General features: G+C 65.8%; 15 protein-coding genes. 9 read left to right on the top strand and 6 right to left on the bottom strand.

All coding sequences use genetic code 11. The features are described 5' to 3' along the window. Positions 1–5: 5 nt before the first annotated feature. Positions 6–944, top strand: a complete 939-nt coding sequence (locus tag ACN0TK_RS07810) for an N-carbamoyl-D-amino-acid hydrolase (RefSeq protein WP_417308907.1) — start codon at positions 6–8, stop codon at positions 942–944. A gap of 25 nt (positions 945–969) precedes the next feature. Here the strand turns inward: ACN0TK_RS07810 and ACN0TK_RS07815 are convergent, their stop codons facing one another. From ACN0TK_RS07815 to cdd, 3 genes are read right to left on the bottom strand one after another with little or no spacing between them, the layout of a single operon-like run. Continuing rightward, positions 970–1725 carry a glutamine amidotransferase gene (locus ACN0TK_RS07815; protein WP_417308908.1) on the bottom strand — a complete coding sequence of 252 codons (756 nt, stop codon included), beginning with the start codon at positions 1723–1725 and terminating at the stop codon, positions 970–972. Positions 1726–1728: 3 nt separating this feature from the next. Then, positions 1729–2736 (bottom strand): LacI family DNA-binding transcriptional regulator, encoded by a 1008-nt coding sequence (locus ACN0TK_RS07820; protein WP_417308909.1) that lies wholly within the window; start codon positions 2734–2736, stop codon positions 1729–1731. Between the two features lie 40 nt (positions 2737–2776). Beyond that, the gene (cdd, locus tag ACN0TK_RS07825; RefSeq protein ID WP_417308910.1) at positions 2777–3736 is read right to left on the bottom strand and encodes a cytidine deaminase; all 960 of its coding nucleotides are present in this window, start codon (positions 3734–3736) and stop codon (positions 2777–2779) included. Between the two features lie 159 nt (positions 3737–3895). Between cdd and ACN0TK_RS07830 the strand changes: the two genes are divergently transcribed. From ACN0TK_RS07830 to ACN0TK_RS07865, 8 genes are all read left to right on the top strand, one after another. Next, positions 3896–5239 carry an amidohydrolase family protein gene (locus ACN0TK_RS07830; protein WP_417308911.1) on the top strand — a complete coding sequence of 448 codons (1344 nt, stop codon included), beginning with the start codon at positions 3896–3898 and terminating at the stop codon, positions 5237–5239. Further along, the gene (locus tag ACN0TK_RS07835) at positions 5236–6222 is read left to right on the top strand and encodes a nucleoside hydrolase (protein WP_417308912.1); all 987 of its coding nucleotides are present in this window, start codon (positions 5236–5238) and stop codon (positions 6220–6222) included. The genes ACN0TK_RS07830 and ACN0TK_RS07835 overlap by 4 nt, the downstream gene beginning before the upstream one ends. Continuing rightward, positions 6219–7265: a BMP family lipoprotein gene (locus ACN0TK_RS07840; protein WP_417308913.1), complete on the top strand. Its 1047-nt coding sequence runs from the start codon at positions 6219–6221 to the stop codon at positions 7263–7265. Before ACN0TK_RS07835 ends, ACN0TK_RS07840 begins: the two co-directional genes overlap by 4 nt. 101 nt (positions 7266–7366) lie before the next feature. Continuing rightward, positions 7367–8911: an ABC transporter ATP-binding protein gene (locus ACN0TK_RS07845; protein WP_417308914.1), complete on the top strand. Its 1545-nt coding sequence runs from the start codon at positions 7367–7369 to the stop codon at positions 8909–8911. Beyond that, the gene (locus ACN0TK_RS07850; RefSeq protein ID WP_417308915.1) at positions 8908–10002 is read left to right on the top strand and encodes an ABC transporter permease; all 1095 of its coding nucleotides are present in this window, start codon (positions 8908–8910) and stop codon (positions 10000–10002) included. Before ACN0TK_RS07845 ends, ACN0TK_RS07850 begins: the two co-directional genes overlap by 4 nt. Beyond that, positions 9999–10952, top strand: coding sequence for an ABC transporter permease (locus ACN0TK_RS07855; protein WP_417308916.1), 954 nt, complete (start codon positions 9999–10001; stop codon positions 10950–10952). Before ACN0TK_RS07850 ends, ACN0TK_RS07855 begins: the two co-directional genes overlap by 4 nt. After that, on the top strand, positions 10949–12811 hold the full coding sequence (locus ACN0TK_RS07860; RefSeq protein WP_417308917.1) for an adenine deaminase: 1863 nt from the start codon (positions 10949–10951) through the stop codon (positions 12809–12811). The genes ACN0TK_RS07855 and ACN0TK_RS07860 overlap by 4 nt, the downstream gene beginning before the upstream one ends. Positions 12812–12876: 65 nt before the next feature. Beyond that, the gene (locus ACN0TK_RS07865) at positions 12877–13236 is read left to right on the top strand and encodes a hypothetical protein (protein ID WP_417308918.1); all 360 of its coding nucleotides are present in this window, start codon (positions 12877–12879) and stop codon (positions 13234–13236) included. A gap of 439 nt (positions 13237–13675) precedes the next feature. On the opposite strand, the gene ACN0TK_RS07870 is transcribed toward ACN0TK_RS07865, so the two are convergent. The 3 genes from ACN0TK_RS07870 to ACN0TK_RS07880 form a co-directional block, all read right to left on the bottom strand. Further along, the gene (locus tag ACN0TK_RS07870; RefSeq protein WP_417308919.1) at positions 13676–14002 is read right to left on the bottom strand and encodes a hypothetical protein; all 327 of its coding nucleotides are present in this window, start codon (positions 14000–14002) and stop codon (positions 13676–13678) included. Positions 14003–14089: 87 nt separating this feature from the next. After that, on the bottom strand, positions 14090–14785 hold the full coding sequence (locus ACN0TK_RS07875; protein WP_417308966.1) for an NYN domain-containing protein: 696 nt from the start codon (positions 14783–14785) through the stop codon (positions 14090–14092). A 145-nt stretch (positions 14786–14930) separates the two neighbouring features. Then, entirely contained in the window at positions 14931–15389 is a 459-nt protein-coding gene (locus ACN0TK_RS07880; protein WP_417308920.1) for a YaiI/YqxD family protein, read from the bottom strand. Between the last annotated feature and the right edge of the window lie 66 nt (positions 15390–15455).

A 15455-nucleotide genomic window follows, 5' to 3' on the forward strand; every position in this document is an offset into this window, starting at 1 on the left:
TCCAGATGTCCCGCTCCCTCGTTGTCGCCGCGGCCCAGATGGGGCCCATCGCCCGGGCCGACAGCCGCTCGGCGACCGTCCGACGCCTGATGACGCTGCTGGGCGAAGCCCACGCTCGCGGCGCCGGCTTCGTAGTCTTTCCCGAGCTGGCGCTCACCACCTTCTTTCCGCGCTGGCACCTGACCGACCCGGCCGAAATCGACGCCTTTTTCGAAACCGAGATGCCGGGCATCGAGACCGCCCCGCTCTTTTCGCTCGCCGAGCGGTTGGGGATCGGCTTTTACCTCGGCTATGCCGAACTGGTCCGCGACCCCGACGGCACGCCTCACCGCTACAACAGCGCCATCCTCGTCGATCAAGCCGGCGATATCGTCGGCCGCTACCGCAAGATCCACCTGCCCGGCCACGACGCCCCGCAGCCGCACCTAAAATCCCAGCATCTCGAGAAGTACTATTTCGAGCCCGGTAATCTCGGGCTGCCGACCTGGCGCACGATGGACACCGTCATGGGCATGTGCATCTGCAACGACCGGCGCTGGGCTGAGGTTTATCGCGTCCTGGCGCTGCGCGGCGCCGAAATGGTCGTCGTCGGCTACAACACGCCGAACGATCATACCGGCGTCTATGATTTCGACGCGCTCACCGAATTCCACCACCGGCTCGCCATCCAGGCCGGCGCCTACCAGAATTCGCTCTGGGTCGTCGCCACGGCCAAGGCCGGCAATGAGGAAGGGTCCGAACTCATCGGCCAGTCGATGATCGTCGCACCCTCCGGCCAGATCGTCGCCATGGCGACCTCGAGAGGTGACGAGGTGATCACCGCGCGCTGCGATCTCGACATGGCCGCGCTCTACCGGCGCACCATCTTCGATTTCGACCGCCATCGCGTGCCGGACGAATATCGCCTTATCGCGGAGCGCCGCGGCCCGGTGGCGCCGGACTGACGCCACCGCTCAGGTTGTTGGCCGCTCAGATGCGGCCAGCGGCCCAGTCGGCCATCTGGGCCCACAGCCGCGCATAGCCATCCCATTCGACAAAGGGCGGCGGCGCCCAGTGCGGGCCGCAATCGGACGTAAAGGCCACCGAGCGGCCCTTGTCGCTTTCACCGGCAACGATCAGCGGGTCCGCCCCGACGCTGGCGACCAGCACCGCCTCGGGCCGCGCCATGACGCGGTTGTAACCCAACAGGTCCGGCCAGGCCCCATCGAGCCCCTTCGCGATCGGATGCCCTGCTGCCACGACTTCAGGCGCCGTCCCGTTCGGGCGCTCGACCCGGTCATCGGCGGTCAGCAGCGTCACCGGCAGCACGTCTTCCACCGGCGTTCCGGCATAACGCGCCTTAGCGTCGATCCCCTGGAAGGTCAGATAGCCGCCGACCATGATCAGACCGCCACCGGCGCGCACATAGTCGGCGATCACCTCCAGCCGATCGGGCTTCGGCACCGACTTCGAAAAGGTATCCGGGTGCAACTGCAGGCTGTTGGCGCCGATATCTGAGATGATCACGCAATCATATTCGCCAAGCTCTTCTGCCGAAAAGGGAAACTCCCGCACAGCGACATGCGCCGGCTGGTAGGTCACTTCCCAGCCGCCAGCGATCAGCGCTTCACGCAGCCAGTGCACGCCCTCGGCATATTCAGTGGTGGTGAAGCTGTCGAAGCCCTTTTGATGGATCGAATGCACGGTCCAGGATTCGCCGGCGATCAGCACTCTTGGTTTGGTCACGTCTCAGCTCTCTATCGTTAGGTCGCGCACCGAGTGGCGCACGACGAGTTCAATCTCGAGGCGCGTGACCGGTGGCACCGCCTCCCCGTTCAGCAGCGCCAGCAGACGCGCGAAGGCCACCCGGCCCATCTCGTCGATGGGCTGGCGGATCGTCGTCAGCGGCGGATCGATCAGTTCGGCGAAGGGCATGTCGTCGAAGCCGACGAGCGAAATGTCGTCGGGCACCGACAGCTCCAGCTGCCGCAATGCCTGCAGCACGCCGATGGCGATATAGTCGGACAGCGCCAGGATTGCCGTCGGCCTCGGTGTCAGGCGCGCAATCTCCAGCGCCGCCTCATAGCCAAACTGGCGGGTGTAATTGCCGCAGAACAGCCAGTCCGGCCGCAGGGCGAGACCGTTGGCCTGCAGCGCCTCGGTCACGCCCTGAAGCCGCTCGCCGACGCTGAACAGCGCCCGCGGCCCAGCGATCACCGCGATATCGCGATGCCCCATATCGATAAGGTGCTGGGTGGCACGGGCGCTCCCCACTGTGTTCTCGACAAACACCCGCGGCACGGTGACGCCCTCAATGTTCTCGTCGAGCAGCACGACATTGCGATGCTGTGCCAGCAGCCCGGCGAGCGTGCCGTCATCGGGCTGGTTGGTGATCATCAGCAGCCCATCCACCGCCTGATCGGCGAGCCGCACCAGGGCGTCGACCTCCTTGGCGCGCTGCCCGCCGGTCGAGGAGAGATAGACCCCATAACCGCAGGCGCTGGCCGCCTCCTCGACCGCCGCCGCGAGCGCCGCAAAGAACGGGTTGCCGATATCGGGCGTCACCAGCCCGATCACCTCGGCCTTGCCGGTCGACAGGCGCTTGGCGAGCGAATTGGGGCGATAGCCGAGCGCCGCCACCGCGGCCTCGATCTTGTCGCGCGTCGCCTGCGGCAAGCTGATGTTGTGGTTGAGATAGCGCGACACGGTCGTCGGCGAGACGCCGGCGCGACGGGCCACCTCGCTCAGCGTCGGCATCCGACCTGCTCCCAGCCTGCGTGCCGTCCGGTCATCCGGCTCACACCTCCCATGCACGCACCGTCAACGTCACGCCCGGCGCAACGGTCGCCAGCAGCGCCTCGGTCCCCGGCACATGATCGACCGCTCCACCGCGTGTCGCGCCCAGCGTCGCCGCAACGATCGCGTCGGGCGCATAGCCATGCGCGCGCACATCGATCAGCGCCGCCTGCAGCGGCGGCATGGTCGGGTTGAAGGCGACGGATTCGATCGTTGCGCCGGCAACCCGCGCCCCGTCGGCGAGGTCCAGCACCACAGCGGCCGGACATTTGCTGTAGGGCGCGTGCGCGCGGCGTCCAGTCTCCAGCAGCACGTCAGACAGATCATCCAGCGCTTCCTCGACAAATCGCAGATCGCGCCAGTTCACCCGTCCCGCTACCGCGCCCGGTTCGCCCAGATAGGCGGTATCGAAGGGCCAGGGATAAAGCTGCGCCAGATCCAGCCGGTGCCCCAGCAGATCGATGAGCTTCAGCTGGTCGGCACCGGCGAATTCCGACAGATACTGCCGGCAATGCCCGCATGGATGCGCCTCGCCCAGCGCAATGGTGTCGATCCGCTGGCCACGGCTGAAGGCACGGGAGAAGACAAAGCCCTCGCCATGCACCGTCGTCCCCAGGTGAGTGCCGGCAAATTCCATATTGCCGCCGAGGATCAGGTCGCCGGTGCCCGCCTCGCGGCCGATCGCGCCGACGTGGAAGTCAGAAATCGGTGGAAAAGCGAAGGCCCGGGCCGCCGCCAATCCGACCAGCATCACCTCCTCGACGTCTTCGAGGGCAAAGCGGCTGGCGATATCGGCGGCATCGGCCGCCGAAACCACCCCGCCCGAATTGGTGACGAGGGCCTCTTTACCGCTGCGCGCCGCCTCGCTAAGCGCTTCCGCGACAGCGTTGCCATGCCGGGCTGAGAGCTCCGCGACACGCGCCGCCCGCGCCGGGTCCGCGGCGAATGGACTGCCGCTCATCGGCCCGCTCCACAGGTCGCGCAACCAGCAAAAGCCTCAAACATAGGCAAGCCTCATTATTGCCTCCCAAACGCACAGGGCCCACGAGAACGCATTTGACAAACCCGCGCCATCTGGCGTTAATCCGCAATGTAAAGCGCTTTACCAAACGAAGGTCAAATGGGTTCTGTTCTGGTCTGCGATGCCGTGGTGCTGACGCTCGATGCGTCGAATGCCGTCCATGAAGGCGGCTGGTTATCGTTCGACGACGGCCGGCTGACGGGCGTCGGCCCGGCCGAAAGCACACCCGATCCCGCGGGCTTCGACACCGTCCATCGCCTGCCCGGTCACCTCATCATGCCGGGGTTGATCAATGCGCACACCCATGCCGCCATGGTGCTGTTCCGAGGCCGCTCCGAAGGCCAGAGCCTGCTCACCATGGACGGGTGGTACAATTCCATCCGCGAACCCGAACTCAGCCTCGAAGCCGCCGATATCGGCCCTGCCGTGGCACTCTCCTGTGCCGAAATGCTGCTGTCGGGCACCACTACATTCTGCGAGCAATATTTCTTTGCCGACGAGATCTCAGCAGCCGTGCAGCGCGCCGGCATCCGCGCCGTCATCGCCTATGGCATCGTGCAGCTGGGCGATGTGGCGCGCGGCGAGCAGGAACTCGCGAGCGCGGGAGATTTCGTCGCCCGCCAGCGCAGCGCCGATGGCCGGGTGATCCCCTGGTTCGGCCCGCACGCCCCTTATGTCGACAATACCGAAGAGCTGTTGCGCGCCGAAGTGGCGCTCGCCAACGAGCTCGGCTGCGGCCTGCACCTGCACATGGCGGCTGGGCCCGAGGACAACGAGGAAACGATCGCCCGCTACGGGCTGACCGCCACCGAGGCGCTTGAGCGCGACGGGTTCTTTGCCGGCCGCGTCCACGCCGCCCACTGCCTCGATCTCAGTGACAACGACATCGCGATCTTTGCCGCCGCCCCGGCTGCGTCGGTGGCCTATTGTGCCACTGCAGGCCTCCGCTCCGGGCGCGAGGGTATGTGCCCCGCCGTTGGGCTGCGCGCAGCGGGGGTGACCGTGGCGCTCGGCACCGATAATGTCGCGGCCAACAACAGCTATGACATGGTCTCGGAAATGAAGATCGCCGGGCTCGTCGCCTCCCACCGCGAAGGTCGCGCACAGCCCTTGTCGAGCAACGACCTGGTGCGCATGGCAACCATCGAAGGCGCCAAGGCCCTCGGCATCGCATCCGAAACGGGCTCGCTGGAAGTCGGCAAGGCGGCCGATCTCATCGCCATCGACATCACCGGCCACGGCTATTCCGAAACGCCCGACATCGAGACCCTTCTGGTCTATTCGGGCAGCGGGCGCGACGTGCGCCATGTCTGGGTGGCGGGCGAACAGCTGGTCGACAACCGCAAGCTGGTCCGGCAGGATTTTGCCGATATCCGCGCCGACTACAGCCGCACCTATGCAGATTTCTGGCAACGGGTCGAAGCGGCGAGGGCCGTCGCATGAGCGCCAACATGCTGATCCTCGATACCGATGGCGGCGTCGACGACGCCCAGGCGCTGCTGATGCTCATCGCACATGGCCGCACGCCCGATGCCATCACCACGGTGTTCGGCAATGTCGGATTGGATGTGGCGACCCGCAACATGCTGGACGTGCTGGCTATTGCCGGCGCCGACGTGCCCGTCCACATGGGGGCCGCCGCGCCCATGGCGCAGCCTATCATCGACGCCCGGGACGTCCATGGCGAGGATGGCCTGGGTGGCGCGGAGCGCCCTGCCCGGTCTGCCGACCCGGTCAGCAAGGACGCCATCGGCTTCCTGCGCAGAACGCTCGGCGCGCATGTCGCAACGGCTGAAAAAGTCGATCTGCTGATGATCGGCCCGTTGACCAATCTCGCCCATGTGCTCGAGGCCGAGCCGGGTCTCGTCGCCGGCATCGGCCAACTCACCATCATGGGCGGCACGGTCTATGGCCGCGGCAACACCACGCCGGCCGCCGAGTTCAACATCTTTGCCGATCCGGAAGCTGCGGCGATCGTCTTTGCCGCCGACATCAATACGCTGGTGGTTCCCTGGGAACCGTGCACCACGCATGCCGTCGAGGGCGCCGAACTCGACGCGCTGCTGGCCGCGGCGCCCGATGGCCCGGTCAAGCGCTTCCAGGCCGCCATTTCCGCCCATATGCGCAAGCGGGCTATCGGCTATGGCCGCGGTGACGTGGTGCAGATGGTCGATCCTTTCGCCGCGGCCGTTGTCATTGCCCCCGGCCTTGTCACAAAATCCATCGAGGCTGCGGTCGAGGTTGCCCTCGCCCCCGGCGTCACGCGCGGAATGACCGTGATCGATCCCAGTGGACGCCTTGGCACGCCCAAGGTCACACTGGTCGAAAGCGGCGACCTGCCCCAGTTGAAGGCCCTCTATCAGGGCTCGCTCAGCTTCGGCAGCACGACCAAGAATAACCAGGACCAAACAGGAGCTGATCTATGACCAAGGGAACGATCACCCGCCGGATGTTTACCGGCCTCATGCTCGCCACCAGCCTGACCGGTGCGATGGCGCTGCCGGCAGTGGCGCAGGACTACACCGAAGAGAACCCGCTGAAGGTGGCGCTCGTCGTCCACGGCAATCTGGGTGACAAGAGCTTCTTCGACAGCGCCGCAGCCGGCCTCGAAGTCGCCGAGGAAGAGCTGCCGGTCGATGTGACCGTCATCGAAGCCGGCCTCGACCGCAGCCGCTGGCAGCCCGCGCTGGCCGATGCGGCCGATAGCGGCTATGACGTCGTCATCGGCGGCACCTGGGAAATGAACGGCTTCATGCAGGAGCTGTCGCCCGAGTATCCCGACACCAAGTTCATCCTGTTCGATGACACCCCGGATTTCTCCGCGGGCGATTTCCCGAACATCCTCGCCATCCAGTACCGCACCTCGACCGCCGCCTATCTGGCCGGTTACGCGGCAGCCATGGTCTCCGAGACCGGCAAGCTCGGTGAAATCCTCGGCGTCGAGGGCGCCACGGTCGTCGAGTTCGCCGTCGGCTTCGAGCAGGGCGCCAAGGCCGCCAATCCCGATGTCGAAGTGACCCGCGCCATTGCCGGCAGCTTCACCGACCCGGCCAAGGGCAAGGAACTGGCGCTCGCCCAGTTCGCTCAGGGCGTTGACGTGGTCTTCCCGATCGCCGGCGGTACCGGCATCGGTGCGCTGCAGGCCGCCCGCGACGAAGGCAAGCTCGCCATCGGCGTGGACAGCGACCAGGCGACGATCTTCTTCCCGACCGATCCGGCCCAGGCCGCCGTCATCTTCACCTCGGTGGAAAAGAAGATCGGTGAGTCGCTCTACGCTGCTCTCGAGCAGACCATCGACGGCACCGCGCCTTATGGTTCGGCAGTGCTGCTGGGTCTGGCTGACGGCGCTGTCGGCATCTCCAAGAATGCCCAGTACGAAGAGACGGTGCCGGAAGACGTCCGCACCAAGATTGACGAAGTGCAGGCCGAGATCGAAGCCGGCGACATCACCGTCGACTCTGTGATGTAAAACCCATCGGGGTCACGGCGCATCACGCGTCGTGGCCCCGGTCCGCGGCCGATATCTCGGCTGCGCTCTTCCTACGACACTGACGATTCCGGACCGCGCACATGTCGCCTTTGCTCCAGGCCAGATCGATCACCAAGAAATACCCGAACGGCCCGGTGGCCAATGACGGGGTCGATCTCTCCATCATGGCTGGCGAAGTCCACGCCGTGGTGGGCGAAAACGGGGCGGGCAAGTCCACCCTGATGAAAATCCTGTTCGGCATCGAGCAGCCCGACAGCGGCGAACTGCTGCTGGATGGCAAGCCCGTCGCCTTCAACACGCCACGCGATGCCATCGATGCCGGCATCGGCATGGTGTTCCAGCATTTCTCGCTGGTGCCCTCCTTCTCCGTTTATGAAAACGTCGTCCTCGGTGCAGAACCGCGCAATGGCGCGAAGTTCGACCGTGAAAAGGCCATCGCCGACGTGCGCGCGCTGTCCGAGCGCTTCAAGCTCAATGTCGACCCGCTGCCCCCGGTGGCGACGCTGCCGGTCGGCCAGCAGCAGCGCGTCGAAATTCTGAAGGCGCTCTATCGCGACGCCCGCATCCTCATTCTCGACGAACCCACCGCGGTGCTCGCGCCGCAGGAAGTCGAAGAGCTGTTCGTCGCCGTCCGCTCGCTGATCGCGCAGGGCCGCACCGTCATCTTCATCGCCCACAAGCTGCCCGAAGTGCTCGAGATTTCCGACCGCATCACCGTCATGCGGCTGGGCAAGACGGTCGGTCAGGTCGCGGCCAAGGAAGCGACCGAGCAGAGCCTCGCCACCCTGATGGTCGGCAAGGAGGTCACGCTGCGCGTCGACCGGACGCCGAACGAAGGCCCGCTCTGCCTCGAGGTCAAGTCGCTCGGCATTCGCGGCAATTCCGGCAACATGATCTGCGAAAACCTCGATCTCAACGTCCATTCCGGCGAAATCGTCGGGCTGGTCGGCGTCGAGGGCAATGGTCAGGCCGAACTGATCGAGGCCGTCGCCGGTCTGCGCGACGCCGCCAGCGGCACGATCCACGTCGATGGCCAGAACATCGCTGCGCTCAGTGTTCTCGAACGGCGCGGCAAGGGCATGGCTTCCATTCCCGAGGACCGCATCGCGCAGGGCCTCGCGACCGGCGCCAGCGTCGCCGAAAACCTCGTCGCGACCCGCATGACCGATCCGAAATTCGTGCGCCGGGGCCTGCTCGACCTCAAGGCCATCCGCGACAACGCCCGGCAGCTGATCGATCGCTTCTCGATCCGCGTCGGCGGCCCTGAATCGGCCGTTGGCACGCTGTCCGGCGGCAACATGCAGAAGGTCGTCGTGGCGCGTGAGCTGGCCGAGCAGCCCAAGGTACTGCTGGTCAACCAGCCGACCCGCGGCGTCGATCTGGGCGCCACGCAGTTCATCTGGCAGTCGATCACCGCAGCGCGTGACGCCGGGGCGGCCGTGCTGCTCAGCTCGGCGGACCTGTCCGAACTCCTGGCGCTCAGCGACCGGCTGGTGGTGTTCTACCGCGGCCGCATCGTCGCCGCCTTCGCCAATACCGAAACACTCACTCCCGAGACGCTGGGCGTCTACATGCTGGGGATCGAAACCCAGGAACCCGAGACCATAAGGGCCGCCCTTCGATGAGCAGTTCAAACTCCCGTTTCGCCGGTCTGGGCAAGGAAGTCGGCCGCGCCGTGGGCGCGCTGGCGATCGCCCTGATCGTCGCCTTCATCATCATCCTGCTGACCTCCGACGATCCGTTCAAGGCGCTCGACACGCTGTTGACCGGGCCGCTGAGCAGCAAGCGGACCATGGGTCTGTGGATCGACGACGTCGCCAAGCTCACCCTTACCGGCCTGGCCTTTGCGCTGGTGTTCCAGGCGCGCCAGTTCTCGCTGGGCGTGCAGGGACAGGTCTATGTCGGCGGCCTGTTCGCGACCCTGATCGCCATGTCGCCGATCGGCGAAACCTGGGCCGCCATCCCGGTCTCGATGCTGGTCGCGATGATCGCCGGTGCCGCCTATGGCTTCATTCCCGGCTATGCCAAGGCCCGCTTCGGCGCCAACGAGATCGTCTCGTCGCTGATGCTGAACTATATCGCGATCAAGATCGTCAACTACCTCGTCCGCGCCCATCTGGCGCCGCCCGGTACCGGGCAGCTGATGACCGAGAAATTCCCGGCGACCTCGATCTTCCCCGCCATCATCCCCAACACCCGGTTCGATCTCGGCATCGTCATCGCGCTGGTCTGCGTCGGGCTGGTGTGGTTCGCGCTCTATCGCACCTCCTGGGGGCTGAAGCTGCGGCTCGTCGGTCACAACACCAGCTTTGCCGAATATGCCGGCATCCGCTCGCGCTTCATCATGGTCTCGGCCATGACCGCCGCCGGCGCCGTCGGTGGCCTTCTGGGCGCCGTTTTCGTCGAAGGTCGCGCCTTCGGCCGGCTGACCATCGATTTCGACGGCAATCTCGCCTTCGAAGGCATTCTCATCGCCATCGTGGCGCGCAACCGGCCGCTGGCCATTCCTTTCGCCGCGCTGTTTTACGGCTATCTGCGCCAGGGGGCGCAGCTCATGGGCATCCGCACCGATGTGCCCACCGAAATGATCACCGTCGTCCAGGCCGTGGTGATCCTGCTGTTCGCGTCGTCCTTCACCCTGCCCGGCCGCAATGCCATTGCCGCCATCGGACGTCGCTTCAAGCCCCGTGCCGCGCGTGAAGGAGCCGCATCATGATCGACCTGCTGCTCACGATTTTCTCGGCGACCTTCTTCGTCACCGTCATCCGCACCACGACGCCGCTGCTGTTTGCGACGCTCGGCGGTCTGATCTCCGACCTGTCGGGGGCCCTCAACGTGGCGCTCGAAGGCATGATGCTGATCGCGGCGCTGACGGCGGTGATCGTCTCGGTCTATGCGCCGTGGTATGTCGCGGTCCCCGCCGGCATGCTGGCCGGCGCGGCGCTCGGCGCGCTGATGGGCCTGTTCCACCTGCGCTTCAAGGCCGACATCATCCTCGTCGGCTTCGCCGTCAACATCCTCGCGGCCGGCGGCACGGTGTTCCTGCTGTCGATGGCGACCGGTGGCGACAAGGGCACCTCGATCAACCTGCAGTCGAAGGCCCTGCCGGCAATCGACTTCCCGCTCGAGCACATCCCGGCCATCGGCCCCTTCCTCGACAGTTTCCTGTCCGGTCACTCGGTGCTGAGCTGGCTCGCCGGGCTGAGCGTCGTCGCCATCTGGTACTTTTTGTACCGCACCCCGCCGGGCCTATGGCTACGCGGCGTGGGCGAGTATCCCGCCGCCCCCGAGGCGGCCGGCATCGCGGTCAACAAGGTGCGCTATTGGTCGCTCATCGCATCGGGCGCCCTTGCCGGGCTCGGCGGCGTGCAGCTCGCCATGTTCAACTATATCGGCTTCACCCGTGACATGACGGCGGGCCGCGGCTTCATCGCGCTGGGCGCGGTGCTGCTCGGTGCCCGTCATCCGGTCGGCGCGCTGCTCGCAGCACTCCTCTTCGGCGTCTTCGAGGCGCTGTCGATCGTCATGCCGAACCTGTTCAACTGGATCCCCGGCGAAATCATCCAGTCGATCCCCTTCCTCGTTACGCTGATCGCGCTGATCCTCTTCTCCTACCGCGCCCAGCAGGCGATGAAGGCGCGCGCCATGCGTGCGGCCGACCGATGAGTCTGCCCGATGACCTGATCCTCAATGGCGCCGACGAGGTCGCGATCCGGCAGAACCTGACGCTAGTCGCCCTCGGCAAGCGCCCGGCGGATCGGGTCATCGAAGTCGGCCGGCTCCTGGCGGTCCACGCCAACGAATGGCTGGAGAACTACGAAGTGGTGATCGCCGGCCGGCGCATCGCCTATATCGGCCCGATCGGTTCCTATCGCGGCACGGTGACCGAACGGCTGCGCTACCCCGGGCTCTCCGCCGTGCCTGGCCTCGGCGAAGTGCACAAGCATATCGAAAGCACGCATCTGACGCCTGAGTTCGAGGCCGAACTGGTGCTGCCGCGCGGCAATACCTGGACCTGCGAGGCGAGCCACGAATTCGCCAATGTGAACGGGCCTAAGAATATCGAGTTCTGGCAAAAGGCCCGCCTTGCCGGTTCGCCGCTAAAAGTCTTCATCCAGCCGGGCTCCGCCGTGCCGCCCAGCGCCTGGGAGGAAAGTGGCGGCTATTACGGCTATGACGAGCAGCGCGGCTTTCTCGACACCAACCTCTCCGTCCCCTCGCTCGACGAGGTGATGGACTGGCCCTCGGTCTGGGACCCCGAAAATCCCGGCTACGCCCGCATGTGGGGCCTGCTGCGCGCCACGATGGAATCGCGCGGCGTCGTCGAGGGCCACGGCTCCGGCCTCACCGACCCGCACGACATCTCCGCTTTCATCGCCGCCGGGCTCAGCTCCGACCACGAGGTCTGGGCGCTGGACGAGGCCTGGGACCGGCTGATGCGCGGCATCTTCACCGAACTGCGCCCCTTCTCCTACGACGTCATCCTGCCGGGCCTGTTGGAACGCGGCCTCAAGGACTGGTCGAACATCGCCTTCACCACCGACGATCGCAGCGCGTCGGAAACGCTCGAAACCGGCGCCGCCGACTACAATGTCCGCCACGCCATCGCCCATGGCCTCGCGCCCGAAATCGCCATCCAGTGCGCGACGATCAATCCGGCGCGCCATATGCGCATCGACCAGTGGGTCGGCTCGATCACGCCCGGCCGCTATGCCGATCTGGTGCTGGTTGACGATCTCGACGCCTTCCATATCGCCGAGGTGATCGCCGACGGCGAGCCGGTCTCGAAGGGCAAGACCTATACCGGTCCCGCGACCCGCATCGCCTGGCCGGACTGGGCCGCAAAGACCATGAACATCGGCCGCCAGCTCACGGCCGAGGATTTCCGCATCGCTGCCGCCCCCGGCCGCCAGACGATGCAGGCGGCCGTGCTGCGTCCCTTCCACTGGAACGAGGATTTCATCGTCGAGGAGCTGCCGGTGGTCGATGGCGCCGTTCAGCGCGATGCCGACCACCTCATCACCAAATGGGCGGTAATCGATCGCTATCGCGGCGATGGCGCACTGGCGAAGATGTTCTGGACCGGCTGTGGTCCCGCCGACCCGGATACGGCGCTCGCCTGCTCTGTCGCCCATGACAGCCACAATGTCTGGTCGGTCGGCTCATCCGACGCCGCGATGGCCATGGCGGTCAATCGGCTGCAGGAGATCGACGGCGGCTGGGTGCTGGTCCACAAGGGCGAAGTCATTGCCGAGATGCGCTTCGAGATCGCCGGGCTGATGACCGCCCGCACCGCCGAAGCCTTCGATACCGACATGCAGGCTTTCTATCGCGCGGCTGAGCAGGTCACCTGGATGTTCCAGCCCTCGGCGCTCAACCTGTGGAAGCCCGGCTTTCCCGAATTCCTCAAGTTCGCGACGCTCACCTGCTCGCCCTGGCGCTGGGTGCTGGTCGCGCCCTCGAAGGCAGCGCCCGAAGGCTTCGTCAACGTGCAGACCAGCGAGACGCATCCGGTGGTCTGGTAGCCGAGCCAATCCCCGCCGCGCCATAGCGGCGCAAACTGACGGCCAGATCCACCGGGGAGCTGCCGATGTCATCCGCTGCACGTCTCGACAACCGTCTGTCCTTCGTCCTTTGCGCCCTCAGCAGCTGGCTCGAACAACTCGAGACCGACAAGCTGCTGGCGCGCCGCCGCCTGCGGTCCGACCAGCGGCGCGAACTGGAGCGCCTGCTCGACACCACTGAGAGGGCGACAAGCCGCCGGCTCGGAGGCGGCTGGCGCGTCACCTGGCCCGAAGACGCCATCCTCACCGGCCACGACGCGCGCATTGCCCTCGGGCTGGCGCTCCACGCGGCCGCGTTCGCGCGAAAGCACGAGACAGGCGTCCGCAGCACGAGCGCCCCGCATCCGCGCAACCGCCAACGCCTGCCACCCAAGTCTCTGCGCTGATCTGCCTGCCGCACACCTAAAACGCGCGCCGCCAAGCGCGCGACTTATCCCCGTCCCATCACTCCGCGCTAAACTCGTGCCGTTCCCGGCAGGGCGCGGTCGCGTACGGACGGCTGGCCGGGGCTTTGGGGGTCGCCGGAGCCGTCCGGCGGCAGGTCATTGGCATGGGCAACCGGCCGACTGGTCAGGTCCCGTCCCGGTAACGGTGACGTGGAGGGCACCAGCCACGCACGCTCCCTCATGCGCAATGGTCTCAACCGACCTCAAACGGTCCGGCGCGGCGACGGCCGTTACTTTTGCGGACTACCCGCGTGGCCAGACACCGCGCCGGATCCGCCCATCCTGCGCACCCGACGGCAAACGCGCCGTACGGGCGCCTCAACGCGCCCACGCGATCTGAACGTTATGAAATTGCGGAGCTGAAGGAGATCCGATGCGCTCAGAGGCCCGAATGGGTCTGGTACATGCCGATGCCGAGTTCGGTGATTTCGAGCAGCACGAGCTGCAGCGCGTCACCGACGCCGGCCAGTTGCGCAGCGGCTTCCGGGCTTTCTTCGGCAATCTCCGACACCGTGGCCTGGAAGGCGGCGATCTCGGCGTAAATCTCGGTTGCCGTCTCCTCGAGGCCGACCAGCCGATCAACCTGAGCCTTGTCCTGCCGCGCCTCGAAGAGCTTTGGCTTCAAGTCGGCGGCTATTGCGCGCCAGCGTTCGATATTGTCGACATAGTGCTGCAGGCGTTCTGCAATTTCGGCGTTCGTGGTCATGACGCTGCGCTCCATATGATGGAACGTAACGGTGAAAACGGCTCGAGGGATGCACTGGCCGTGAAAAAACACCGCAGCACCGGTGTTTCAGGCACGTTGGCGTTCCGTCACCTTCACCCGGCACCGCTGTCCCGGAGCCTCCACTTCAATCCCCGGCATCCTGTCCAGCAGCGCGCTCAGCTTGGCCGAGCCGTAGCTTTGCGGGCGGAAGTCCGCCACCCGGGCGCGCAGCATACTGCCCAACACCGCGAGCGGCACCCAACCGCCCGCCTCGGTCTTCGCATCGGCCAGGACCCCGTAGATCAGCTGTACCGCACCGCTCGGCGCCGCGGCCAAAGGCGCCGTTCGAGGCGCCGTGGGCCCGCCGATGTCGGTAAATGCGGTGCAGGCCGATTTATAGGCCGTCGGCGTCTTGGCTTCGCCGATCCCGTACACCGCCCGGCCCGCTTCGCGCAGCCGCAGCGCCAATCGGCAGAAATCACTGTCGGACGACACGATGCAGAAGCCGCCAAAGCGACCGGAATGCAGGAGGTCCATGGCATCGATCACCAGCGCAATATCGGCGGCATTCTTGCCACTTGTGCACGCGAACTGCTGCTGCGGTAAAATGGCATGATGCTGCAAGACGTTGGGCGTCCAGGTCAGCGCGGGGTTGGTAAAATCACCATAGGCACGGCGCAGCACCACATTTCCAAAGCTCTCGATCTTTTCGAAGACCACCGACGCCGTCGCTGCGGGAATGTTTTCTGCGTCGATAAGTACCGCCAAATCCAACTTGTCCATCGCCACTGCCCAGCCTCCTCCAACACTATTTCGGAGATTGATTCTGCTGCAAAAACTGAGGAGATAGTATCGACAAAACCGCGAAATATTTGTCGATATTGCGACGATGACATCTGCCATGGTCCGGATCAGGGCATGGCGTCGGTCAGCGCGTGGCGCCGGCCTTGCGGGCTGCGGCGTCCAGCGCTTCGAGAAAACTCGAGCGGTCACGGGGCGTGAAACTTGCGTTGAACCCGCGGCTTTCGCCGGTTTCGCGCAGGTGCTGGTTCAGGTCGCGCATCGCCAGCGCCATGCCGATCGACTGCTCGGTGAACGGCCGCCCGGTCGGTCCGAGCACCGCCGCCCCACGCTCGAGCGCCCGAGAGGCCAGCGGAATATCTGCGGTGATGACGATGTCGCCTGCGCTGACATTATCGACGATCCAGTCGTCGGCGGCGTCCGCACCCTGCGGCACCACTATGTTGCGCACCATCTCGTCGCGCGATGGGCGCAGGCCGAAATTGGCGACAAAGGTCGTGCGCAGGCCATAGCGGTCCGCGACCCGCAAAACCTCGTCCTTCACCGGGCAGGCATCGGCGTCGACAAATATCTCGAATTGGGGCAAACCAGCGTCCTTCTGCACATTCGCGCCGCATTGACGGCGCAGATCACGTCCCACCAACCATACCAA

The sequence above is a fragment of the Devosia sp. genome, from assembly GCF_048261455.1.
Taxonomy (GTDB): domain Bacteria; phylum Pseudomonadota; class Alphaproteobacteria; order Rhizobiales; family Devosiaceae; genus Devosia_A.